This is a genomic window from Simplicispira psychrophila DSM 11588, from assembly GCF_000688255.1.
Taxonomy (GTDB): Bacteria; Pseudomonadota; Gammaproteobacteria; order Burkholderiales; family Burkholderiaceae_C; genus Simplicispira; species Simplicispira psychrophila.
The window spans coordinates 102,517-125,049 of the sequence record NZ_JHYS01000004.1; the positions used below are offsets into that span (position 1 = coordinate 102,517).

A 22,533-nucleotide genomic window follows, 5' to 3' on the forward strand; every position below is an offset into this window, starting at 1 on the left:
TGCCAGAATGGTGCCCTTGTTTCCCCTCACAGGAGTCCGCCATGGCCATGCTGTTATCCCCGCCCCTCCACCACGCCTTTGCGTCCACGCGCCAAAGTTTTACGACCGCGTCAGGGACGCAGGGCCAGTTTTATTCGTTGCCCGCGTTGGCCGAACAATTCCCGCAGGTGAAACGCTTGCCGGTATCGATTCGCATCGTGCTTGAATCGGTATTGCGCAACTGCGATGGTCGCAAGGTAACCACCGATCATGTCGCGCAACTGGCCCAGTGGCAGCCCCAGGCCGAGCGCAAGGACGAAATCCCGTTTGTCGTGGCGCGCGTCGTATTGCAAGACTTCACCGGCGTGCCGTTGCTGGTGGATCTGGCGGCGATGCGCAGCACGGCGCTGCGACTAGGCCAGGATGCACAAAAAATCGAGCCCCTGGTGCCGGTGGATCTGGTAGTGGACCACTCGATCATGGTCGATTCCTACGGCCAGAAAAACTCGCTTGACATCAACATGCAGCTTGAATTCCAGCGCAACCGTGAGCGCTACGAGTTCATGAAATGGGGCATGCAGGCGTTTGACACTTTTGGTGTGGTGCCGCCGGGTTTTGGCATCGTCCATCAGGTCAATTTGGAATATCTGGCGCGCGGTGTGCACCAAACTGCCGACGGCGTGTATTACCCCGACACCCTGGTCGGCACCGACAGCCACACCACCATGATCAACGGCATTGGCGTGGTCGGTTGGGGTGTGGGCGGTATCGAGGCTGAAGCCGCGATGCTGGGTCAGCCGGTGTATTTGCTGACCCCCGATGTGGTCGGCGTCGAATTGAGCGGCCAGTTGCGCGAAGGTGTGACCGCTACCGACTTGGTGCTGACGGTGACCGAACTGCTGCGCCGGCACAAGGTGGTAGGCAAGTTTGTTGAGTTTTTTGGTGCCGGCACACGCACCCTGGCGCTGCCCGACCGTGCCACCATCGGCAACATGGCGCCCGAGTACGGCGCCACCATGGGCTTCTTTCCGGTCGATGAAAAGACCATTGAATATTTCCGTGGCACTGGCCGCACCGAGGCCGAGATCGAGGCCTTCGAGGCCTACTTCAAGGCGCAGGGCTTGTTTGGCGTGCCGCTGGCGGGCGACATCGACTACTCCCAGGTGATTGCGCTGAACCTGGATACGGTCACGGCCAGTCTGGCCGGCCCCAAGCGGCCGCAGGACCGCATTGAATTGGGCAAGGTGTGTGAACAGTTCTCCAGCCTGTTCAGCAAGCCCAATGCCGAAAACGGCTTCAACCAGCCGGCGCAACTGTTGCACACGCGCTACCCGTTCATCTGCCGCGATGAGACGGCGCTTCAGATGAACGTCACCACGCCGCCTAGCAAGCCCATGCCCGAGAACGCGCCGCGTTTTCTGCAGGAGATGGAATCGAACAAGCCCGAGCCGGCCGTGGCCCATGGCGATATCGTGCTGGCTCCCCAGGTGCCGGGCGAGAAGGTCGATCCCACCGTGGGCAATGGCGATGTGCTGATTGCCGCCATCACCAGTTGCACCAACACTTCCAACCCCAGCGTACTGCTGGCCGCCGGGCTGCTGGCGAAAAAAGCCGTGCTGGCCGGCCTGTGCGTGGCGCCGCACATCAAGACCTCGCTGGCGCCGGGCTCGCGCATTGTCACCGAGTACCTGACTGAGACCGGCCTGATGCCGTACCTAGAAAAGCTCGGTTTTGCGCTGGCCGGCTACGGCTGCACCACCTGCATCGGCAATGCCGGCGACCTGACTGCGGAACTCAATCAGGCGATCAGCAGCAACGATCTGGTCTGCGCGGCGGTGCTCTCGGGCAACCGCAATTTTGAGGCGCGCATCCACCCCAACATCAAGGCCAATTTCCTCGCCAGTCCGCCGCTGGTGGTGGCCTACGCCCTTGCCGGCACGGTGCTGAAAGACCTGACCAGCCAGCCGCTGGGGCAGGGCAGTGACGGCAAGGAGGTGTTTCTGGCCGATATCTGGCCGAGCAGCGAGGAAATCCACGCGCTGATGCACTTTGCCATGAACGGCAAAGCGTTCCGCGAGAACTACGCCAAGGTCAAGACCGAGCCCGGCGAGCGCTGGGCCCGCATCCGGGGGGTCGAGGGCGACACCTACACCTGGCCGACCAGCACCTACATTGCCGAGCCGCCGTATTTCGATCATTTTGCTATGGATGCAGGAGCTGAAAGCGCTGGTGCAGCGGGCGCTACAGGCCAAAATGGTGCATTTTCTGTGCCGGGCGCGCGCATCATGGCACTGTTTGGCGACTCCATCACCACCGACCATATCTCGCCCGCAGGGGCTATCAAGGAGAGTTCGCCCGCCGGCCAGTGGCTGCTGCAGCATGGCATCCACAAGGCCGACTTCAACAGCTACGGCGCGCGCCGCGGGCACCACGAGGTGATGATGCGCGGCACCTTTGCCAACGTGCGCATCAAGAATTTGATGCTGCCGCCGCTGGACAGCGGTTCGCGCGAAGAGGGGGGCGTGACGCTGTTCCAGAACCCTGGGCCGCTGCAGGGCGAGAAGCTCTATATCTTTGACGCTGCCATGCATTACCTGGAGCAGGGCACGCCGACGGTGGTGTTTGCCGGCGAGGAATACGGCACCGGGTCGAGTCGCGACTGGGCCGCCAAGGGCACGCAGCTGCTGGGCATCAAGGCGGTGATTGCGCGCAGTTTTGAGCGCATCCACCGTTCTAATTTGGTCGGCATGGGCGTGTTGCCGCTGCAGTTCCAGGGCCAGGATTCGTGGGAATCGCTCAGCTTGACGGGCGAAGAAACCATTGACGTGCTGCCCGATGCCGCGCTGACGCCGCAGAGCGATGCCACGTTGGTTATTCGCCGCACCGATGGCACGCAGCGCCAGGTGACGGTGACCTTGCGCATTGACACGCCGATTGAGGTGGACTACTACCGCGCCGGCGGCATCCTGCCGTACGTACTGCGCCAGTTGCTGGCGGCATAAACCCGCAGGCGCAGGCTAGTGCACAGGCAACGCAGGCGGTTGCGTTGCCTTTTTTTACGTGATCGCAGGCACAATTCGTGCCTATGAAAAAGCAGGTATTGATCGCCGGTGGCGGCATTGGTGGGTTGGCGGCGGCGCTGGGCGCAGCGCGCGCCGGGTGCGATGTGCGCTTGTATGAGCGTGCCGACATCTTCAGCGAAGTCGGCGCGGGCGTGCAACTGAGTCCTAACGTGGTGCGCTGCCTGCAGGCTTGGGGCTTGCAAAAGCCGCTGCAGGCGGTGGCGGCGTTTCCCGAGCGGCTGCAGGTGCGCTGTGCCACGTCTGGCCAGGTGTTGGCCACACTGCCGCTGGGCACGGACATGGTGCAGCGTTACGGCGCCGTTTATGCCTGCGTGCACCGCGCTGACCTGCATACCCTGCTGCTGGCAGCGGTGCTGCAGGAGGACGGGGTGCAGCTCAATCGCGGCCAAACCATCAGTGGCTACACCGAGGCCGCAGACGCCGTGCTGGTGCACACCGGCCAGGGCAAGGAGGTGGAGGGCGATGCACTGATCGGTGCTGACGGCCTGCGCAGCTACACGCGGGCGCAATTGCTCGGCGACGGGCCACCGCGCACCAGTGGCCACCTAGCCTATCGCGCGTTGGTACCACAAGGCGCCTTGCCCGCCGGCCTGCGCACCACCCAGGTCACCGCTTGGCTGGGGTCGCACCTGCACGCGGTGCAATACCCGGTGCGCGGGGGCGAAATGCAAAATCTGGTGGTCATCATCGAAGGCCCGCCGCCGGACGACCTGGACAACTGGGACCATGCCGCCAACGCCGCTGATCTGGAACGTGCACTGGCGGGCGCCTGCAGCCGCTTGCAAGACATCGTGCGCAGCGTGCCCACCTCCGGTAGCGGCTGGCGCCTGTGGCCGTTGTCGGATCGTCCGCCGGTGAGTAGTGCCGCGCAGATGGCACGCGGTCTGGTGGCGCTGCTGGGCGACGCGGCCCACCCGATGCGTCCCTATTTGGCACAGGGCGCCGGCATGGCGATCGAAGACGCGGCGCAACTGCAGCGCGCGTTGTCGATGCACGACCTGGATGTGGCGCTGCGTCTGCGCCGCTATGCCCTCAACCGCTGGGAGCGCAACGCGCGCGTGCAGGCGCGCTCGCAGCGCAACGGGCGCATCTTCCACGCCACCGGCCCGCTGCGCTGGGGGCGCGATGCTTCGCTGCGTCTCTTGGGTGCGCGCGTGTTGGATATTCCGTGGCTGTACCAGGGGGACGGATCGGTGTGAAGGTGGGGCGCTTTATGCTATTTAAAATGGAGCTATCAGCGCTTACTGGATAAGGATTTGATGGCTTTTTGCGCCTTATTTAGCCTGGCTGCCTTGGCCCGGTCTGCAGCAGCGGTGGCGCCGGTAGCCAACGAAATGCCGTCGAGCCTGATGCCAGGGCCATGGCGATGCTGGTCATCACCGCCTGGTAGGGCTCGATGCCGTGTTGCAGTGCCCATGACGCCACCCAGCCGGTGGCGGTTTGCATCATGCCAACGCCCAAAAACATGGCCATGGTGAACACCGACAAGGCGCGCCCGGTCAGGTCGGGTGCATAGGCCGAGCGCACATCGGAATACTGCAACACCGAGTAGCCCGACAGCGTGGCGATGCACAGCACCAGTCCCAGGTTCAGTGCGGCGTGGTGCGTCAGCCCCAGCGCCAGATACAGCAGTGACGCCAGCAGCGACAGGTTGACCAGCCAAATGCGTCGGCGCCCCGGGCCGGGGTCCAAGCGACCAAACAGCGCCGGGCTGAACAGCGAAATCATCGACATGGCCACGGCGGCGTTGCCGCTTTCGACCAGCGAAAAGCCGTAGCGCTGGATCAGCAGTGGTCCGATCCACAGACCGCGCAGCGCCAGAAATGCGGCGTATGACACCATCCCGAGCAGCAAAATGCCCAGCGTGTGTGGCAGCGCAAACAGCGCGCCAAAACGGCGCACTGCCATGCCCCAGCTCTCGCGCGTTGGCGTCGGGCCAGGCAGGGCCGGCTCGTGAACGCGGCGCCAGATCAACAGCCAGGCCAGCGCCGACAGCACCGCCAGCACCACAAAACCAGCGCGCCAGCCCAAGCGCTGTACCAACCAGGCCAGCGGCGTGCCGGTAAACAACAGCCCCAGCCCGCCGCCACCCATGGCAATGCCTGAGACAAAGGCAAAGCGGGCCGCAGGGAAGTGGCGTGCAATGAACACCGTGCAGGCCAGAAACGCTGGTGCGCAGCCCATGCCGATCAGCAGCTGGCCCAGCAGTAGCCAGTGGTATTGCGGCGCCCAGGCCGACAGCGCCGCACCGGCCATGGTGAGCGGAAAGGCGCTCAGCACGGTGCGGCGCAGTCCGTACAAATCCATGCCGATACCCATGAAAAACTGCGTGACGCCAAAGGCCAGCCCAAACAGTCCGGCAAAGGCGCCCAGCGACGAGGCCGACAGGCCAAAGTCGCCTTGCAGCCCGGTGGCCATGATGGCGGTGACAGTGCGGTAGGCTTGGCTCAGCGCAAACGCCGACAGCAGCGCCAGCAGCATCCACCACAGGGTGCGCGGCGCAGCAGGGGAATGGAACGCGGGGGGATCGTTGGGAGGACTGGACTGTGACACGGCAACAATGGTGAGCTCCTGGAGCGTCGAGCCTACACGCTGGCGCGTACGCTGAGGGCGGTGAAAGCAGTGTTTGTTTACAACCACAGCTATGGTCCATAACGGGCTGCACAAAACCGCACAGTTTGCGTCAGCACAAAAAAAACCTGCTTTGCTGACTTGATCCCTGGCATGGTTTTTCGATCACGCTCTAAAATGAGAACTATTCTTATTAGTGCCGGTGGTGATGTGGTGACCCAACAAATGAAGAATGCCCCGGCGGCGGTGGCCGCCGACTGTGGCTTGGCCGACGTGCCTTTGCACACCGATGTCTGGGTGTGCGCGCTGCAGTTGGATGGGGCGCCGCAAGACCACGATGTGCTGCTGCGCCTGCTGGAGATCGGCTTTTTGCCGGGTGAGCGCCTGCGCGTGGTGGCGCGCTCGTTTCCGGGCGGCGACCCGTTGGCAGTGCGTGTGGGCCGCACCACGTTTGCGTTGCGCCGGCGCGAGGCTGGCTTGGTGCGCGTCAGCACCACGCCGCCGGTGCTGGTACGGGCACAAGAGCAGGGCCAGGGGCAGGCGGAACAGCCGCAGCCGTCAGCGCAGCTGCTGCTACCGCCCCAGGAGCTGGCTGCATGAGCGCCGCCGCCCCATCTGCTGGCACTTCCGTCAGCCTGGCCCTGCTGGGCCACCCCAACAGCGGCAAAACCGCGCTGTTCAACCTGCTGACGGGCAGCCGCCAAAAGGTGGCCAACTATGCCGGGGTGACCGTTGAGCGCAAGGAAGGGCTGCTGATGACGGCTTCGGGCCAGCGCGTGCGCGTGCTGGACTTGCCCGGCGCCTACAGCCTCAACGCCCTGAGTGCGGACGAAGCAGTGACGCGCGACGTCATTACCGGCCAGCGCGCCGGCGAGGCCTCGCCCGAGCTGCTGGTGTGCGTGGTCGATGCCACCAATCTGCGCATGGGCCTGCGCATGGTGCTGGAAACCAAGACCATGGCTCTGCCGATGGTGCTGGTACTGAACATGAGCGACGCCGCCCGCCGCGCCGGCATTGCCATCGACCGCGCGGTGCTGGAGCGCGAGCTGGGCATGGCGGTAGTCGAAACCGTGGGTATCCAGAAAGGCGGCGCGCACGAACTGCTGGAGTTCTTGGATGGCTGGCGCAAGCCTGGCACCGCCACTGTCCAGGCCTGGCAGCCCCAGGGTATCGCGCAGGTGCTGCACACGCAGCAAGAAGCACGGCGCATTTTGCAATTGGCCGTGCGCGAGCCCGAAGGGTTGACGCGGTTGGACGACCGCATCGACCGCGTGGTGTTGCACCCGCTGTGGGGCATGGTGCTGCTGGCCGCCACCATGTTTTTCATGTTCCAAGCGGTGTTCAGTTGGGCCGAAATGCCGATGGAAGCCATCAAGTCAGCCTTTGCCGCGCTGGCAGAAGCTGCCAACGCGCACCTGCCCGAAGGTGTTTTGCGCAGCCTGCTGGTGGACGGCATCTTGGCCGGCGCGGGTGGTGTGCTGGTGTTTTTACCGCAAATTCTGATTCTGTTCTTGTTCATTCTGGCGCTGGAAGACTCGGGCTATCTGCCACGCGCGGCGTTTTTGCTGGACCGCGTCATGGGCACCGTGGGGCTGTCGGGGCGCTCGTTCATTCCGCTGTTGTCGAGCTTTGCCTGTGCCATTCCCGGCATCATGGCGACGCGCACCATCACCCATTGGCGCGAGCGGCTGGTGACCATCATGATTGCGCCGCTGATGACCTGCTCGGCACGCCTGCCGGTGTATGCCTTGCTGATAGCGGCCTTCATTCCCGCGCAAACCGTGTGGGGCGTTTTCAGTCTGCAGGGGCTGGTGATGTTTGCGCTGTACATGGGCGGTATCGTCAGCGCCATGGCCGTGGCAGCAGTCATGAAAATCTGGCGCGGCAAGGTGCAGCCGACGCCGCTGATCATGGAATTGCCGCCGTATCGGCTGCCCAGTCTGCGCAGCCTGGCCAGTGGCTTGTATGAGCGCGCCGCCATCTTCTTGAAGCGCGTCGGCGGCATCATTCTGGCGCTGACAGTATTGCTGTGGTTTTTATCCACTTATCCTGGTGCCCCCGTCGGCAGCACTGGCCCGGCGATCCAATACAGCTATGCCGGCCAGCTCGGCGCGCTGCTGGAAATCATTTTTGCGCCGATTGGCTTTACCTGGCAGATTGCGGTGGCGCTGGTGCCTGGTATGGCGGCACGCGAGGTGGTGGTGAGCGCGCTGGGCACGGTGTATGCGCTCTCGGCCACCGGTGACGACGTGGCCAGCAGCTTGGGTCCGCTGATTGCGCAGCAGTGGTCGCTAGCGACGGCTTTGTCACTGCTGGTGTGGTTTGTTTTTGCGCCGCAGTGCTTTTCAACGCTGGCTACCGTGCGGCGCGAAACCAATTCTTGGCGCTTGGCGGCGCTGATGGCGGCGTATCTGTTTGCACTGGCCTATGGCGCCAGTTTTATCACTTACCGGCTGGCGCTGGCCTGGGGAGGAAATTAACGATGTGGCAAGACGTTGCAGTAGGCGCCGTGGTGGTGCTGGCCGGTGTGTATGCGCTGTGGTACTGGATGCCTGCTGCCCTGCGCAAACGCCTGGGCGCCGTGCGCCCGGCGCTGGGCAAGTCGCCTTCGTGCGGGTCGTGCAGCAGTTGCGGCGGTTGTGGCCCAACCAAGAAGGGGCCCGCAGCAGATGGACTGAAGGCGCCGGCACCAGACGCCATCCAGGTGCACAAGTCGGCCTAGCCGCCGGCTTTTATACCAACGTGTCCACGATGACTCCTTCGGTCGGCGCTGGCGCCACCTCGGGGGGCTGGAAGCAGTCGCGGAAGGTGAAGACGATGGAGCTGAAGAACATCGCCGCCATCACCATGGCCAGGCCCATCATCAGGCCGCCAATGGCACTGGGGGCGGACTCGGCACTGAACACGCCCAGCACGGCCAACAGGGCCGACACCAAGCTGATGATTACGCCACCGAGCGCAAACACGCCAAACCACGCCAAGCCGTACACCGCGAAGGCGCCAAAGTTGCGCACGCAGGCGACAAAGCTGAAGAACAGGCTCTTGACCGGTGGTACGCCGTGCCAGTGGACCAGACCTGGCGCGTGCCAGAACAGCAGTGACAGCGGCAGGTACAACACCATCGCGACCCACATGGCCAGTTGGAACGAGCCGTTTTCGGCCACTTCGCGTGTCATCGGCGCGCCACCCAGATAGACCTCGGCAAATTGACCGCCGTCAAACAGCGCTGAAATGCCCATCACGGCCATAAAGCCGACGGCATACAGGGCGCCCAGCACCAGCATGTGCTGCAGATGCTGGCGCCCGGTGCGAAACGCCGTCAGCAGCACGGCTGGCGTTGGAAAACGTCCCTGGATGGCTTCGCCCGAGGCCACCATCATGGCCAGCGTGGCCGATGGCAACAACACCAGTGCCAGCGCCGGGCCAATGAACGGCACCAGGGAGACCAGCGACATGGCCGCCATGGTCATGAAGAACAACGCCGCCATGGCCATGGGCTGGCGCCAGAACACGGCAATCCCCCCTTTGACCCAGAGGACGCCGGTGCGGGCAGGAACGATATTGAGTTTCATGGATGGCTGTGATGGTAGCGCGTGGCTTACGACACCTGCACCGGGTGTGCAATGCGTTGGCGCAGCACGCGCTCAAAATGGCCTGGATCGTGCGGCGTCAGTACCTGCGCTTCGCGCGGCAGGTGGTAGTCCCACAGGCGTGAAATCCAGAAACGCAGCGCCCCGGCGCGCGCCATGGCAGGCAGCAGGCTGCGCTCGGCGGCGGTGAGTGTGCGCACACCTTGGTAGGCGCCCAGCATGGCATCGAAACGTGCGGCGTCGTGCGCGCCGCTGTCCCAGTCGATGCACCAGTCGTTCAGGCACACCGCCAAGTCGAACAAAAAGGTATCGACCCCGGCAAAGTAAAAGTCGAAAAACCCCGTGAGCTGCTCGCCATCAAACATCACGTTGTCGCGAAACAGATCAGCGTGCACCGGCCCGCGCGGCAGAGCGGTGTAAGCGGATGAGGCGGCAATGTGGTTTTGATAGGCCAATTCAGACTGCAACAGCGCCGCTTGCGCCTCGTCCAAGTGGGCCAGCACCACCGGCGCGGTCTCGTTCCACCACGGCAGGCCACGCAGATTGGGTTGTTGGCGTTCAAAGCCGTGCCCCGCCAAGTGCATTCGCGCCAGCATCTCGCCCACGGCGGCGCAGTGGACGGCCTGCGGGGCCAACTGGCTGCGCCCGTGCAGTTTGTTGACTACGGCAGCAGGCTTGCCGCAGACGCGGTGCAAAATTTCACCGTGTGGGTCGGCCTGTGGATCGGGCACCGGAATACCGGCGTGCGCCAGGTGGCGCATCAGGTGCAGATAAAACGGCAGCTGCTCGGCCGTGAGGCGCTCGAACAGCGTCAGGACGAACTCGCCCGAATCGCTGGTGACAAAATAGTTGGTGTTTTCAATGCCGCCTTCGATGCCGCGCAATTGCTGCAGCTCGCCCAGCTGCAAACGGCGCAGCAATTCGCGCGCCTCTTTCAAAGAGACCTTGGTAAAAACAGCCATTGCTCAGAACACGAAAAATAGGGAGTCAAAAAAATGGCGCCGCATCCCTGCGGGTGCGGCGCGGTGGCAAGGGCTGCGGGCCCCGGGTGGTATCAGAACTTTTTCAGGTTCCAGACACGCGAGCCGGTTTCGGTTTCAGCGCCGTTGCGTGGGCGGTTGCGCACGCCGTCGGAGGGCTGCACCTCATACTCAGGCAGGTTGCCGACCTTGGGCTGCACGGTAATGTTTTGTGTTTGCCCGCCCACACGCAGCTCGTCAATGCGGCTGCCCTCGTCTTCCACGCGGATGCGCTCGACGCGCTGGTTCAGGCGGTCGGATTTTTGCTCCGAATTTGATAGCTTTTCGCGCTCTTCTGGCGTGGGCTGGGAAGGATTTTGACTGGCATTTTGGGCCAGGGCGGAGCCGGTGGCCAAAGCCAGCAGCAAAAGGAGTGGAACAGCGCGCATGGCGCGATTGTAGGGCGGGTGGCTGTAGCAGTGGATCAGGGCTGCGGCGGGCAGACGCCAGCGTTGCACACCACGCTGCGCTGGTTGATGAGGGTTCTGACGTTTTGGCCCATCACTCCCATCTGCTCGCAAATGCCACCGCGCGCGTCAAATGCAAACCCTTGCGTGCCACTGGCGTCCAGCGCCTCCACACGCGTTAGCCCCAGCGTGGCAAAGCGCGCGGGGTTGCGCCATTGCTCGGCGCAAATGCCGTGGACGATGAAGTTGGAATACACCAACTCGTTGACTACCGGCTTGTTGATCTGCACGCGCAGTACGCCGTTGTCCAGTTGTGCCGACTTGAGCCCATGGTTGCTCAGCGGCTTGTGCATCGGCTCAGGCACATTTTTGAACTCGACGCCAGCAATAGCCAGCGTGGAGGCAGCACTGATCAATAACGCAAGCCATTTTTTCATAAGAGTTACTGGGTAAATTTTGAGCATTCAAAGGGGCCATTTTGCCGGTATTTTGGCACCCCAGGCCCCCATGCACAATTGCGCCATGACCGAACAAAAAACTCTGGTGCTGGTCGATGGTTCCAGCTACCTTTACCGCGCCTTTCACGCCATGCCCGACCTGCGTGCCGTGCCCGGCGACCCGACGAGTGTGGCCACCGGCGCCATTCGCGGCATGATCAACATGATGGGCGCGCTGCGCAAAGAGGTGCGTGCTGACTACGCGGTGTGCGTTTTTGACGCCCCCGGTCGCACTTTTCGTGACGACATTTACCCCGACTACAAAGCCCAGCGCGCGCCGATGTCCGACGACCTGCGCGCGCAGATTGCGCCCATCCACGACGTGGTGCGGATGCTCGGCTGGACGGTGCTGGCGATTCCCGGTGTGGAAGCCGATGACGTGATTGGCACGCTGGCCGTTACTGCTGCGCGCCAGGGCGTCAACGTGGTGATTTCCAGCGGTGACAAAGATTTGAGTCAACTGGTGGACGCGCACATCACCGTCATCGACACCATGAACGGCAAAAAGCGCGACGTCGCCGGCGTGACGGCGGAGTTTGGCGTGCCGCCAGCGTTGATGGTGGATTTTCAGGCGCTGGTCGGCGACACCGTGGACAACGTGCCCGGCGTGCCCAAGGTCGGCCCTAAGACCGCCGCCAAGTGGCTGACGGAATACGGCTCGCTCGACGCGCTGGTGGCGCACGCGGCGGACATCAAAGGCGTGGTCGGCGAGAACCTGCGCGGTGCGCTGGCGTGGCTGCCAACGGCGCGCCAGCTGGTCACCATCAAGACCGACTGCGATTTGACGGAGCATGTGCCCGGCTTGCCAGCTATGGAAACCATAGCTATCAGCGCAGATCAGACCGACGCTTTGCGCGATTTTTATGATCAATACGGCTTCAAAGGCCTGGCACGCGCGCTCGGCGCGGTCAGCGCCAGTGCCGCCCCGGCCGCGCCACCCGTCGGCAAGAAAAAGGACGACGGCGGCACCGCCGACCTGTTTGCCGAACCTGTCGATGCCCTCGACCCCGCAACCGCCGATCCAGTCACCGCCATCGCCGAAGCCGCGCAGCAGCGTGCCGTGGCCTATGAAACCATCCTGACCTGGGAAGCGTTCGAGCGCTGGCTGGCCCGTGCCCAAGCGGCCGCACTGGTCGCCATTGACACCGAAACCACCTCGCTCGATGCCCTGAGCGCCGAGATCGTCGGCTTTTCGCTGAGCGTGCAGCCGGGCGAAGCCGCCTACCTCCCGCTGGCCCACGCCGGCCCGGATGCGCCCGAGCAGCTGCCGCTGGCCGACGTGCTGGCACGCCTGAAACCCTGGCTGGAAGACGCGAGCAAGCCCAAGCTCGGCCAGCACATCAAGTACGACCGCCATGTGCTGGCCAACCACGGCATCCAGGTGCGCGGCTACGCGCACGACACCATGTTGCAAAGCTACGTGCTCGAAGTGCACAAGCCGCACGGCCTGGCTAGCCTGGCGCTGCGCCACACCGGGCGCAGCGGCCTGAGCTACGAAGACCTGTGCGGCAAGGGCGCGCACCAGATCCCGTTTGCCCAGGTGGCGGTGGACAAGGCCGCCGCCTATGCCTGCGAGGACGCCGACCAGACCCTGGACGTGCACCGCGTGCTGTGGCCGCAGCTGCAAGCCGATGACAAGCTGCGCGGCATTTATGCGCTGGAAATGGCCAGCAGCGAGGCGCTGTTTCGCATCGAACGCAACGGCGTGCTGATCGACGCGCCCACATTGGCCACGCAGAGCCACGAACTGGGTCAGCGCATCCTGCAGCTCGAAACTGACGCCTACGAGATCGCCGGCCAGCCCTTCAATCTGGCCAGCCCCAAGCAGTTGGGCGAAATTTTCTTTGACAAACTTGCTATGCCAGTGGTCAAGAAAACTGCCACCGGCGCGCGCAGCACCGACGAAGAAGTGCTGGAAAAGCTGGCGCTGGACTACCCACTGCCCAAGAAACTGCTGGAGCACCGTAGCCTGTCCAAGCTCAAAGGCACCTACACCGACAAGCTGGCGCAGCTGGCGAATCCGCGCACTGGTCGGGTGCACACCCACTACGCCCAAGCCGTCGCAGTCACCGGGCGGCTGTCGAGCAACGAACCCAATCTGCAAAACATCCCGATCCGCACGCTCGAAGGTCGGCGCATCCGCGCGGCCTTCGTCGCGCCGCCGGGCCGCGTCATTGCCAGCGCCGACTACAGCCAGATCGAGCTGCGCATCATGGCGCACCTGAGCGGCGATGAGGCGCTGTTGCACGCCTTCCGCGAAGGTCTGGACGTGCACCGTGCTACCGCCGCCGAAGTGTTTGGCGTGGCTGTGGAGCAGGTGAGCAGCGAGCAGCGCCGTTATGCCAAGGTGATTAACTTTGGCCTGATTTACGGCATGAGCAGCTTTGGCCTGGCCAAAAGCCTGGGTATCGAAACCAAGGCCGCTGCCGCCTACATCGACCGCTACTTTCAGCGCTACCCCGGCGTCAAGCAGTACATGGACGAGACGCGCGCGCTGGCCAAAGCGCAGGGCTACGTCGAAACCGTGCTGGGCCGGCGCCTGTACCTGCCTGAAATCAACTCGCCCAACGGCCCGCGCCGCGCCGGCGCCGAACGCGCCGCCATCAACGCGCCGATGCAAGGCACCGCTGCCGACCTCATCAAACTGGCCATGGTGCAGGTGCAGGCCACGTTGGACACAGAAAAACCCGAGGTGCTGATGGTGCTGCAGGTGCACGATGAACTGGTGTTCGAGCTGCCCGAAGGCGACGTGGACTGGCTCAAGGCAGAAATCCCGCGCCTGATGGCCGGCGTGGCCGAGCTCAAGGTGCCGCTTTTAGCGGAAGTAGGCGTTGGCAAGAACTGGGATGAGGCGCATTGAGCTATTGAATTAATAGCTGCTAGCGCACGTATTCACGTCGATTCAGCGTTTTTTATGGGTGAAGTCGTCTGAATACGTGCGCTACGTGCTATCAAAATAATTTCTGTGCTGTCTTCTTCACCACCTTGGTGGACGCCTGCCGTGCGCATGGGCCTGTCCATTTCCGTCGCTACCGGCTTGTACGGCCTGTCGTTTGGCGCGCTGGCCGTGGCTGCGGGTCTGAGCGTGGCGCAGACGGCGGTGCTGAGTTTGCTGATGTTCACCGGTGGCTCGCAGTTCGCCTTCATCGGCGTCATCGCTGGCGGGGGCGCGGCCTCGGCGGCGGTGGGTGCAGCGACCTTGTTGGGCGTGCGCAACGCCGTCTATGGGATGCAGATGAACCGCCTGTTGTTGCCCACCGGCTGGCGCCAATGGCTGGCGGCGCACGTCACCATCGACGAATCCGCCGCCACCGCCGTCGGCCAAAGCTCGCCCGATGAACAGCGGCGCGGCTTCTGGACGGCGGGCGTTGGCGTGTTTGTGCTGTGGAATTTGTTCACTCTGCTGGGCGCATGGCTGGGCGACGCGCTCGGCGATCCACGCCGTTGGGGCTTGGATGGCGCGGCGGTGGCGGCGTTTCTCGGTTTGCTGTGGCCGCGTCTGCGCCAGCGTGAATCGGTGGCGCTGGCGGTGCTGTGTGGTGTCGTTGTCGCTATGGCCGTGCCGCAAGTGCCGCCCGGTTTGCCGATTTTGCTGGCGGCGGTGGTCGGTGCCGCGTGGGGCTGGTGGGGCTGGTGGGGGCGTGACCCGGCTGCGGATGCCCCCACGCTAGAGAGCACGCGATGACGCTTTGGAGCGCGATTGTGCTGGCCAGCCTGGCCGCGTATCTGACCAAATGGGCCGGCTACGCCGTCCCCGCCCGCTGGCTACAACACCCGCGTATGGCCCGCGTGGCAGGGGCCATCACCGTGGCGCTGCTGGCCGCGCTGACGGTGATGAACACCTTTGCTGCCGGCACCAGCCTGGTGATTGACGCGCGGCTGGCTGCCTTGGTGGTTGCGGCGCTGGCCCTGTGGGCGCGGCTGCCGTTTTTGCTGGTGGTGGTGTTGGGGGCGGGGGCTGCGGCGGCGGTGCGGTGGTGGGGGTGAATGGTGAGTTTCAGGCAGGTGTCGGCGACAAGCAGTCGGATACCAGCAACGGCTTCACGGTAGGCGACAAGCACAGAAGAAGAAGGAGGCGTTTGATGGCACGAAGATTCAACATTGCTGCCCTGAAAGCAATCTCCCAAGAGCCCGTCACCGGCGGGGCTGAGTGGTTGATCGCGGCAGAAGACTCTGTAGCTTTCCTGAAGGAGAGCGCGCAGAGCGAGGAAATTGTGATTTATGCAAGCGGACCAGCGACGTATGTTCATGCCGTGCTTGCGCCGCGAAAGCAAGTCACCCCTGCGGACTACGAAGACCTCATGCATTCCGTCGTGCAGATAGATGACAGCTGGGTCATCCAAAAGAGCTACGGCGGCGGAGAAGGCCATCGTGTCTACCTCGAAGCACCGCTGAGCTTTGGGAAATCACTGTCGGGGGGTGAAAAGCTGGTCTTCCGCCGCTCATTCGATGGAGTGCAAAGGGGTGAAATCTCAATCGAACTGAGCCAGAAGATTGTGCATGCGCTCAGCCTGCATTTCGTGCCGGAACGCAATGCGTACTGCCGCTTGGATGAGTGCGGCGACATTGAAGACGTTATTCGTGTGATCCGCAACAAACTCGGCCCGGGACGGGAGAGTCTCATCGTCGTCACGATCCTCGCAAAGGATCTCTCCACCTACATGACTCTCGCGGACATGTCTCTGGTCTATTTTTTCGACTTCACTCGTTTGAAATTCGGAGAGTTCGATGGCTGGGGCGACCATCCGCGCATTGATCGCAAGGCCCCAGACCTCTTCTATCAAGGTGGCAGCATCGGGAATGCCAGCTACGTCTACGGCCGGATGATCGTCCGCTCTACCATTCCGCTGCAGCAACTTATCGACGAGTGGAAAGAGGAATCGAACCCGACAAGGAGAAAGGAATATGCGGCGTTCAAGATATTCGACCGAAAGAACAGCGTTGAAGTTGAAACGATGTGCGCGCCGGAGTTCCTCTCGAACTATTTCCAGGAATCGAATCTTCCCTGGGAAATTTCGCCGGCATTCTTCCGACCTGATGTTATGCACCGCTTTAAGGCTGATCCCGAGAAGTACAGCCTCAATGACCGATCCATCAGTTGCCGCAACGCGTGGTACCTCAAAAGCTACGACATCAACGAAGCTGGACAGATGCATGCCTATATTGGTGACCTAGCCCACCTCCCAATCGAAGAGCAACGTTACTGGCAATCGTTCAACGAGTGGCCGAAGGGAACAATCTCCACGCGGGCATATGAAAACGACATCCTCGGCGAGTTCAGTTCTGAATATGACCCGCTTCATCTCTTGAAGTACAAAATCGAGAAACTCAACGCCTCGCCACCTGACTGGTGGCAGCCAAGAGGCGAGGCGCATATGGATGCGGCTCGCTACCCAGCCACGGATTCGACCCTTGAATGGGCCAACGAAATCATGGCCTTCGATCAGTTACTTGTTGAGGGATTTCTGCTCAAACCTCTGCGAAAGTTGCTCGAGGCCAGGGGAAGGAAAGCAGAGGCAAATTGGGCCTCTCTGCGCTTGATCGCAGAAATCCTTGTTGCCTCAGGAAAGACAGTCGATGACGCCAAGGCAAATCTCATGCCGCTTAGTAGGCTTCATGCTCTGCGTAGCATCCTGAAGGCGCATAGCTCCATCGAGGAGAAGGACAAGGAAGAGCGGCAGGCGCGTGCGACGCATGGAACCCTAAGGGCCCACTTCAAGGATCTCGCCGGTCAATGCGACAAGAGCTTCGATACGATTCTGCTCGCCCTCGGAGCGGGCGATCTGAATCCATGAGCGCGAAGCGCTACCTGCTCAGAAAGGACTTCGGAGAACAACTGCTTCGGGGTGTCGATATCGATTCGGTGAACGACAGCCGAGGGCCGATGCCAATCACACTTCCTACAGTCTGCGCAATGATTTGAACAGCGGCGACAGGTGCAGCCAAAAGGTTGTCATTGGATTTTTTTGCCTAATGGCCGCACTGCGCCAGCCACCACTGCTTTGCCCTCTGAGTTCCCACACATGACTGGACACACCTTTGTCCGCAACAAAGGCGTTTTGTCAAGGAGCTTGCCGCACAGCGTACGCCGGCCGGGCGGCACTCCATTTCTTATTTGATAGCTGTCAGCGCAGACTGCATAAGCGCTAGAGGAATTTTTGACTACATAGCGCCTAACCGCGCCTCGCAGACGTCGCCACAATGCATAGGACATCGCCCAAGGCGCAAAGCGCGCGCCCCGCCTTGCGCTGTAATCCACCCCGCAGGAGACCACCCCATGCACATCCTCTGGATCTATCTGCGCCCGCACGGCAAGCTGGCTTTGCTGGCCCTGCTGCTGGCGGCCATCAGCCAGGTGCTGGCGCTGGTCGACCCGATCATCTTTGGCAAGATCATTGACGGCTATGCCGTGCACCGGGGCGGCAAAAGCGACGAAGAACTGGTCTCGGGCGTGCTGCGCCTGCTGGGTCTGGCGGTGGGGGTGGCGGTGCTGTCGCGCCTGGCCAAGGCGCTGCAGGAATACGTCACGCGGCTGGTGGTGCAAAAGCTCGGGACGCAGATCTTTAACGATGGGCTGCGGCAGGTGCTGCGCCTGAAGTTTCAGGAGTTCGCCGAAATGCGCAGCGGCGAAACGCTCTCGCTGCTGCAAAAGGTGCGGCAAGACAGCGAGCGGTTTATCAACGCTTTCATCAACACCGTGTTTGCCGCCTTTGTCGGCGTGAGTTTTCTGATCTGGTATGCGGTGACGCGGCACTGGGCGCTGGTGCCGGTGTTTTTGATTGGCGTGTTGGTGCTGGGCGGCCTGACCGGCTTGCTCAGCCGCGAGATCAAGACGCAGCAGCGCTCCATCGTGCGCGAGACCAATCGCAACTCGGGCTTCATCACCGAGTCACTGCGCAACATTGAGCTGATCAAAAGCCTGGGGCTGACTTTTCCGGAGATTCGCCGGCTGCAGGCGCAAACACACAAAATCTTTGCGCTGGAGATGCAAAAGGTCAAACGCATCCGGCTGCTGTCGTTCCTGCAAGGCACCACGCTGAGTTTGCTCAAGCTGGCCGTCTTGTTCGCGCTGCTGTGGCTGATTTTCAAGGACGTGCTGAGCACCGGCGAGCTGATCGCCATGCAGTTCATTTCGGTCGCTATTTTTGCGCCGCTGCAGGAGCTGGGTAACATCATCCTCGCCTGGCGCGAGGCCGAGGCGTCGCTGCTGAACTTTGAAGCGCTGATGAAAAAACCCGTCGAGCGCCGACCCAAGGACTCGGTGCAGGTCGGGCCGGTGCGCGAAGTGCGCTTCAGCAATGTCGTCTTCCAGCACCAGGGTGCTCCGGACAATGCGCTCGATGGCGTCAGCTTCAGCGCGGCGCTGGGCGATACGGTGGCGTTTGTCGGGCCGTCCGGCTCGGGCAAGTCCACGCTGGTGAAGTTACTGGTGGGCCTGTACACGCCGGTCAGCGGCGAAATTTTCTACAACGGCGTGGCTACCACCCAGCTGCGCTACAACGAGGTGCGCCGCCAAATCGGTTTTGTCACGCAAGAGACGCACCTGTTTGCCGGCAGCCTGCGCGAGAACCTGCGGGTGGTCAAAGCCGACGCCAGCGATGCTGAAATCATTGCAGCCATGCAGCAGGCGGCCTGCGCCCACTTGCTGGGCAAGGCCCCGGAGGGGCTGGACACGTCCATTGGCGAAATGGGTGTGCGCCTGTCCGGCGGTGAAAAGCAGCGCCTGTCGATTGCCCGCGCGCTGCTGCGCCAGCCGCCGTTGCTGATCTTTGACGAGGCCACCTCGGCGCTGGATTCGCTGACCGAAGAGCAGATCACCGACACCGTACGGCGCCTGTCCACCGAGAGCAGGCGCATCACCATCCTGATTGCGCACCGGCTCTCGACTATCTTGCATGCCCAGACTATTTTTGTGCTGGAAAAGGGCCGCATCGTCGAGTCAGGCAACCATGCCGAGTTGCTGGCGCAGCGCGGCCTGTACTACGCCATGTGGCGCCAGCAGAGGGGTGAGCGCCGGGCGCCCTGGGTTCCTGAGCGGGCTGGGCCGCAGGGGTAAAACGATGAGCCTGCCCTGTCGCTCGGTGACGCGTTGAGGCGCTGCCGTCAAAATAGGAAGCGCTTGCACCCCAGAATAGACAAAAAGTTACCATTCGCTATGACCTCCCTCACCATGGCCCGCTCCAACCCCTCCTTTCCCATTGATTTCACCCCGCTGCAAGGCACCTCGAACGATTGCGCAAACTGCGGCCAGGGCGCGCGACTGGACTTTGGCTTTGAATACGCCTACCAGCCCATCGTGGATGTAGCGCGCCGCACCATCTACGCGCACGAAGCCCTGGTGCGCGGACCGCAGGGCGAGAGCGCGGCCAGCGTGCTGGCCCAGGTCAATGAGCACAACCGCTACCGGTTCGATCAGGCCTGCCGGGTCAAGGCCATCAAGGGCGCCAGCGCCCTGGGTATGACCGAGCATTTGTCGATCAATTTCTTGCCCAACGCCATCTACAAGCCCGAACTGTGCATCCGCACCACGCTGGAGGCCGCGCGCGTCCACGGCTTTCCGCTGGAGCGCATCATTTTTGAAGTGACTGAAGGCGAGCGGGTCGAAGACGGTCCCTGGTTCGCCGAAATTTTGCGTGAGTACCAGCGCTGCGGCTTCAAGACCGCCATCGATGACTTTGGCGCCGGTTACGCCGGACTGTCGCTGCTGGCGGATTTTCAGCCCGACCTGATCAAGTTGGACATGGGCCTGATCCGCAACCTGGACGCTGACCGCGCCCGCCGCACCATCGTGCGCCACTTGGCGCGCATGTGCGAGGAAATGAACATTCAGGTAATTGCCGAAGGCGTGGAAACCGTGCCCGAGCACGACGCCCTGCGTGAGGCTGGCATCCATCTGATGCAGGGCTATTTATTCGCCCGGCCCAGCTTCCAGGCCGTGGTGCCCGTGGCGTCGGTGGTGTTTGCCGGGTAGGACAAAGACCGCTCCCCGCTCCTTCCATGCGGGTGCTGTCAAACAGGCAGCCGGACAGGGGGTGTAGCCACCCCGCCAAGCGCAGGCCCAGGTGCTTGGCTACACTCTTTTGGCCAGCGGCCGCGCTGTGACCGCACATCTCTGCTTTTCCCTGGGAGTCCCCTGCATGTCCGATCCATCCTCCTACACCCCACCCGCCATCTGGCAATGGAATCTCGGCAATGGCGGCAAGTTTGCCCATATCAACCGGCCGGTTTCTGGCGCTACGCACGAGAAAGAGCTGCCCCATGGCCGCCATCCGTTGCAGTTGTATTCGCTGGCCACGCCCAACGGTGTCAAGGTGCCAGTGCTGTTGGAAGAGCTGCTGGCGCTAGGCCACAGCGGTGCCGAGTACGACGCCTGGTTGATTCCGATCAACGAGGGCGCGCAGTTTGGCAGCGGTTTTGTTGCCGTCAATCCGAACTCCAAAATCCCGGCGCTGCTGGACTGCAGCGATGCGACCCAGCCGGTGCGGGTGTTTGAGTCCGGCGCCATCTTGTTGTATCTGGCAGAAAAATTTGGTGCCTTTGTGCCGACCAGTGGTGCGGCGCGCGCCGAGTGCCTGTCGTGGCTGTTTTGGCAGATGGGCAGTGCGCCGTTTCTGGGCGGTGGTTTTGGGCATTTTTATGCCTATGCACCAGAGAAATTCCAATACCCCATCGATCGCTACGCCATGGAGGTCAAGCGCCAGCTGGATGTGCTGGACCAGCAGTTGGCGGTGCGTGAATACATTGCCGGTAGCGAATACACGGTGGCCGACATGGCCATTTGGCCTTGGTATGGCGCGCTGGCCAAGGGGCAGCTATATGACGCCGGCGAGTTTTTGCAGGTGCATGAATACACCCATGTGCTGCGCTGGGCCGACCAGATTGCGCAGCGCCCAGCCGTGCAGCGCGGCCGCAAGGTCAACCGTACCTGGGGCGATCCAGCCAGCCAGCTGCATGAGCGCCACGACGCCAGCGACTTCGATACACAAACGCAGGACAAGCTGGCGGCATCGTCCTGACGGCCCGTCCATTCACTGCTGTAAAGGGTTTCACCATGCTCACTTTGTACGACTGCGCTACGGCGCCCAGCCCGCGCCGCGCACGCATTTTTCTGGCCGAGAAAGGCGTGGCGCACGACACCGTGCCGGTGGACTTGCGCAGCGGCGAGCAGCTGAGCGAGGCGTACCGCCAGATCAACCCGCAATGCACCGTGCCGGCCTTGCGCACCGACGACGGCTTGCTGCTGACCGACAACGCCGGCATTGCTGCGTACCTGGAAGCACGCTTTCCCGCGCCGCCGCTGCTGGGCGTCACACCCGAAGAAAAGGCCGAGGTGACCAGTTGGAACTGGCGTATGGAATTTGAGGGCTTGCTGGCTGTTGCCGAGGCGCTGCGCAACAGCGCACCGGCCATGGCGCAGCGCGCGCTGCCGGGGACGGTGAACTACGCGCAGATTCCGGCGCTGGCCGAGCGCGGCCTAGTGCGGGTCGAACAATTTTTTGACATGCTCAACCAGCGTTTGGTCGGACGCGAGTTTGTGGCTACCGAACGCTTCAGCATGGCCGACATCACCGCCGTGGTGGCGCTGGACTTTGCGCGCATCGTCAAGCGCAAGCCGCTGGAGTCGCACACCGAGCTGTGGCGCTGGCGCGCCGCGATGGCGGGTCGGCCGTCGATGGCGCTGTAGTGGAAAAGCGGCCATGGACGCACCGAAGACACTGCTGATCGTCTATCACTCGTTGACTGGCGGTACGCGGCAGATGGCCGAGGCGGCGCGTGCTGGTGCGGCCACTGAAGACGGCGTAGCAGTGCGCCTGCTGCACGCCTTTGCTGCCGGGCCGCAGGACGTGCTGGCCGCCGATGGCTATCTGTTTGCCACGCCTGAAAATCTGGCGGCGATCAGCGGGCCGTTGAAAGATTTTTTTGATCGCACCTATTACGCTGCGCTCGACCAGCTCAATGGCCGGCCCTACGCCAGCCTGATTTGCGCCGGCAGCGACGGCAGCAATGCCGCGCGGCAGATCGCGCGCATTGCCACCGGCTGGCGGCTGAAAGCTGTGGCCGAGCCGCTCATCGTCTGCACCCACGCGCAAACGCCCGAGGCCATCCTGGCAGCCAAACAGATCAGCGCAGAAGCGCTGGAGCGCTGCCGCACGGTGGGCGAAGCCTTGGCGGCGGGGCTGGCACTGGGCGTGTTCTGATCCTTTTTTTATAGCTGTAAGCGCTTGTATAGAAAGCGCTCAAGGCCGATTTGACTGGTGTTTTCGTCCTGTGCGCTGTGGTTGCTGTCAACGCCAGCCGGCTCGTCCCAGGGCGCATGGGCAGGGCCGAGCCGGTGCCCAGCGCGAATGTGCGCCAGCCCCTAGACTTGGGCGTCCATTTTCAGCGCC

At 62.8% G+C, this 22,533-nt stretch carries 19 protein-coding genes; 14 read left to right on the top strand and 5 right to left on the bottom strand.

Annotated features, from left to right (window positions below; genetic code table 11):
* Positions 1 to 47 precede the first annotated feature (47 nt).
* Together Q390_RS0105815 and Q390_RS0105820 are read left to right on the top strand one after the other, a co-directional pair.
* Positions 48 to 2,981, top strand: a complete 2,934-nt coding sequence (locus Q390_RS0105815) for an aconitate hydratase (protein ID WP_027995213.1) — start codon at positions 48 to 50, stop codon at positions 2,979 to 2,981.
* A gap of 83 nt (positions 2,982 to 3,064) precedes the next feature.
* Positions 3,065 to 4,261, top strand: coding sequence for an FAD-dependent monooxygenase (locus tag Q390_RS0105820; RefSeq protein ID WP_027995214.1), 1,197 nt, complete (start codon positions 3,065 to 3,067; stop codon positions 4,259 to 4,261).
* Between the two features lie 79 nt (positions 4,262 to 4,340).
* On the opposite strand, the gene Q390_RS0105825 is transcribed toward Q390_RS0105820, so the two are convergent.
* Complete coding sequence (locus tag Q390_RS0105825) at positions 4,341 to 5,543, bottom strand: MFS transporter (RefSeq protein WP_037472294.1); 1,203 nt, start codon at positions 5,541 to 5,543, stop codon at positions 4,341 to 4,343.
* A gap of 315 nt (positions 5,544 to 5,858) precedes the next feature.
* Between Q390_RS0105825 and Q390_RS17695 the strand changes: the two genes are divergently transcribed.
* The 3 genes from Q390_RS17695 to Q390_RS17700 are packed head-to-tail and all read left to right on the top strand — an operon-like array spanning position 5,859 to position 8,355.
* A complete protein-coding gene (locus tag Q390_RS17695; protein ID WP_084153793.1) occupies positions 5,859 to 6,233 on the top strand; it encodes a FeoA family protein in 375 nt (124 codons plus the stop codon).
* The gene (gene feoB / locus Q390_RS0105835; RefSeq protein ID WP_027995216.1) at positions 6,230 to 8,113 is read left to right on the top strand and encodes a ferrous iron transporter B; all 1,884 of its coding nucleotides are present in this window, start codon (positions 6,230 to 6,232) and stop codon (positions 8,111 to 8,113) included. Before Q390_RS17695 ends, feoB begins: the two co-directional genes overlap by 4 nt.
* 2 nt (positions 8,114 to 8,115) lie before the next feature.
* Positions 8,116 to 8,355, top strand: coding sequence for a hypothetical protein (locus Q390_RS17700; protein WP_051603074.1), 240 nt, complete (start codon positions 8,116 to 8,118; stop codon positions 8,353 to 8,355).
* A gap of 10 nt (positions 8,356 to 8,365) precedes the next feature.
* On the opposite strand, the gene Q390_RS0105845 is transcribed toward Q390_RS17700, so the two are convergent.
* The 4 genes from Q390_RS0105845 to Q390_RS0105860 form a co-directional block, all read right to left on the bottom strand.
* Positions 8,366 to 9,205: a BPSS1780 family membrane protein gene (locus Q390_RS0105845; protein ID WP_027995217.1), complete on the bottom strand. Its 840-nt coding sequence runs from the start codon at positions 9,203 to 9,205 to the stop codon at positions 8,366 to 8,368.
* Positions 9,206 to 9,231: 26 nt separating this feature from the next.
* Positions 9,232 to 10,185 (bottom strand): homoserine kinase, encoded by a 954-nt coding sequence (locus tag Q390_RS0105850; protein WP_027995218.1) that lies wholly within the window; start codon positions 10,183 to 10,185, stop codon positions 9,232 to 9,234.
* Positions 10,186 to 10,277: 92 nt separating this feature from the next.
* Positions 10,278 to 10,631 (bottom strand): hypothetical protein, encoded by a 354-nt coding sequence (locus tag Q390_RS0105855; RefSeq protein WP_027995219.1) that lies wholly within the window; start codon positions 10,629 to 10,631, stop codon positions 10,278 to 10,280.
* 35 nt (positions 10,632 to 10,666) lie between these two features.
* Positions 10,667 to 11,086, bottom strand: coding sequence for a hypothetical protein (locus tag Q390_RS0105860; protein WP_027995220.1), 420 nt, complete (start codon positions 11,084 to 11,086; stop codon positions 10,667 to 10,669).
* A gap of 85 nt (positions 11,087 to 11,171) precedes the next feature.
* Here Q390_RS0105860 and polA point away from each other — a divergent pair, with 85 nt between their 5' ends.
* The 9 genes from polA to Q390_RS0105910 all read left to right on the top strand — a co-directional run bounded on the left by polA (position 11,172) and on the right by Q390_RS0105910 (position 22,344).
* Positions 11,172 to 14,006 (top strand): DNA polymerase I, encoded by a 2,835-nt coding sequence (polA, locus tag Q390_RS0105865; RefSeq protein WP_027995221.1) that lies wholly within the window; start codon positions 11,172 to 11,174, stop codon positions 14,004 to 14,006.
* A gap of 105 nt (positions 14,007 to 14,111) precedes the next feature.
* Positions 14,112 to 14,831 (top strand): AzlC family ABC transporter permease, encoded by a 720-nt coding sequence (locus Q390_RS17705; RefSeq protein WP_245606872.1) that lies wholly within the window; start codon positions 14,112 to 14,114, stop codon positions 14,829 to 14,831.
* Entirely contained in the window at positions 14,828 to 15,133 is a 306-nt protein-coding gene (locus Q390_RS0105875; protein ID WP_027995222.1) for an AzlD domain-containing protein, read from the top strand. The genes Q390_RS17705 and Q390_RS0105875 overlap by 4 nt, the downstream gene beginning before the upstream one ends.
* Positions 15,058 to 16,941 (top strand): hypothetical protein, encoded by a 1,884-nt coding sequence (locus Q390_RS0105880; protein ID WP_211250420.1) that lies wholly within the window; start codon positions 15,058 to 15,060, stop codon positions 16,939 to 16,941. The genes Q390_RS0105875 and Q390_RS0105880 overlap by 76 nt, the downstream gene beginning before the upstream one ends.
* Positions 16,942 to 17,423: 482 nt before the next feature.
* Positions 17,424 to 19,202: an ABC transporter ATP-binding protein gene (locus tag Q390_RS0105890; protein ID WP_027995224.1), complete on the top strand. Its 1,779-nt coding sequence runs from the start codon at positions 17,424 to 17,426 to the stop codon at positions 19,200 to 19,202.
* A gap of 99 nt (positions 19,203 to 19,301) precedes the next feature.
* The gene (locus tag Q390_RS0105895; protein ID WP_027995225.1) at positions 19,302 to 20,117 is read left to right on the top strand and encodes an EAL domain-containing protein; all 816 of its coding nucleotides are present in this window, start codon (positions 19,302 to 19,304) and stop codon (positions 20,115 to 20,117) included.
* 166 nt (positions 20,118 to 20,283) lie between these two features.
* A complete protein-coding gene (gene yghU, locus Q390_RS0105900; RefSeq protein WP_027995226.1) occupies positions 20,284 to 21,162 on the top strand; it encodes a glutathione-dependent disulfide-bond oxidoreductase in 879 nt (292 codons plus the stop codon).
* Between the two features lie 35 nt (positions 21,163 to 21,197).
* Positions 21,198 to 21,830, top strand: a complete 633-nt coding sequence (locus Q390_RS0105905) for a glutathione S-transferase family protein (RefSeq protein WP_027995227.1) — start codon at positions 21,198 to 21,200, stop codon at positions 21,828 to 21,830.
* Between the two features lie 13 nt (positions 21,831 to 21,843).
* Complete coding sequence (locus Q390_RS0105910; RefSeq protein ID WP_027995228.1) at positions 21,844 to 22,344, top strand: flavodoxin family protein; 501 nt, start codon at positions 21,844 to 21,846, stop codon at positions 22,342 to 22,344.
* Positions 22,345 to 22,533: the final 189 nt, after the last annotated feature.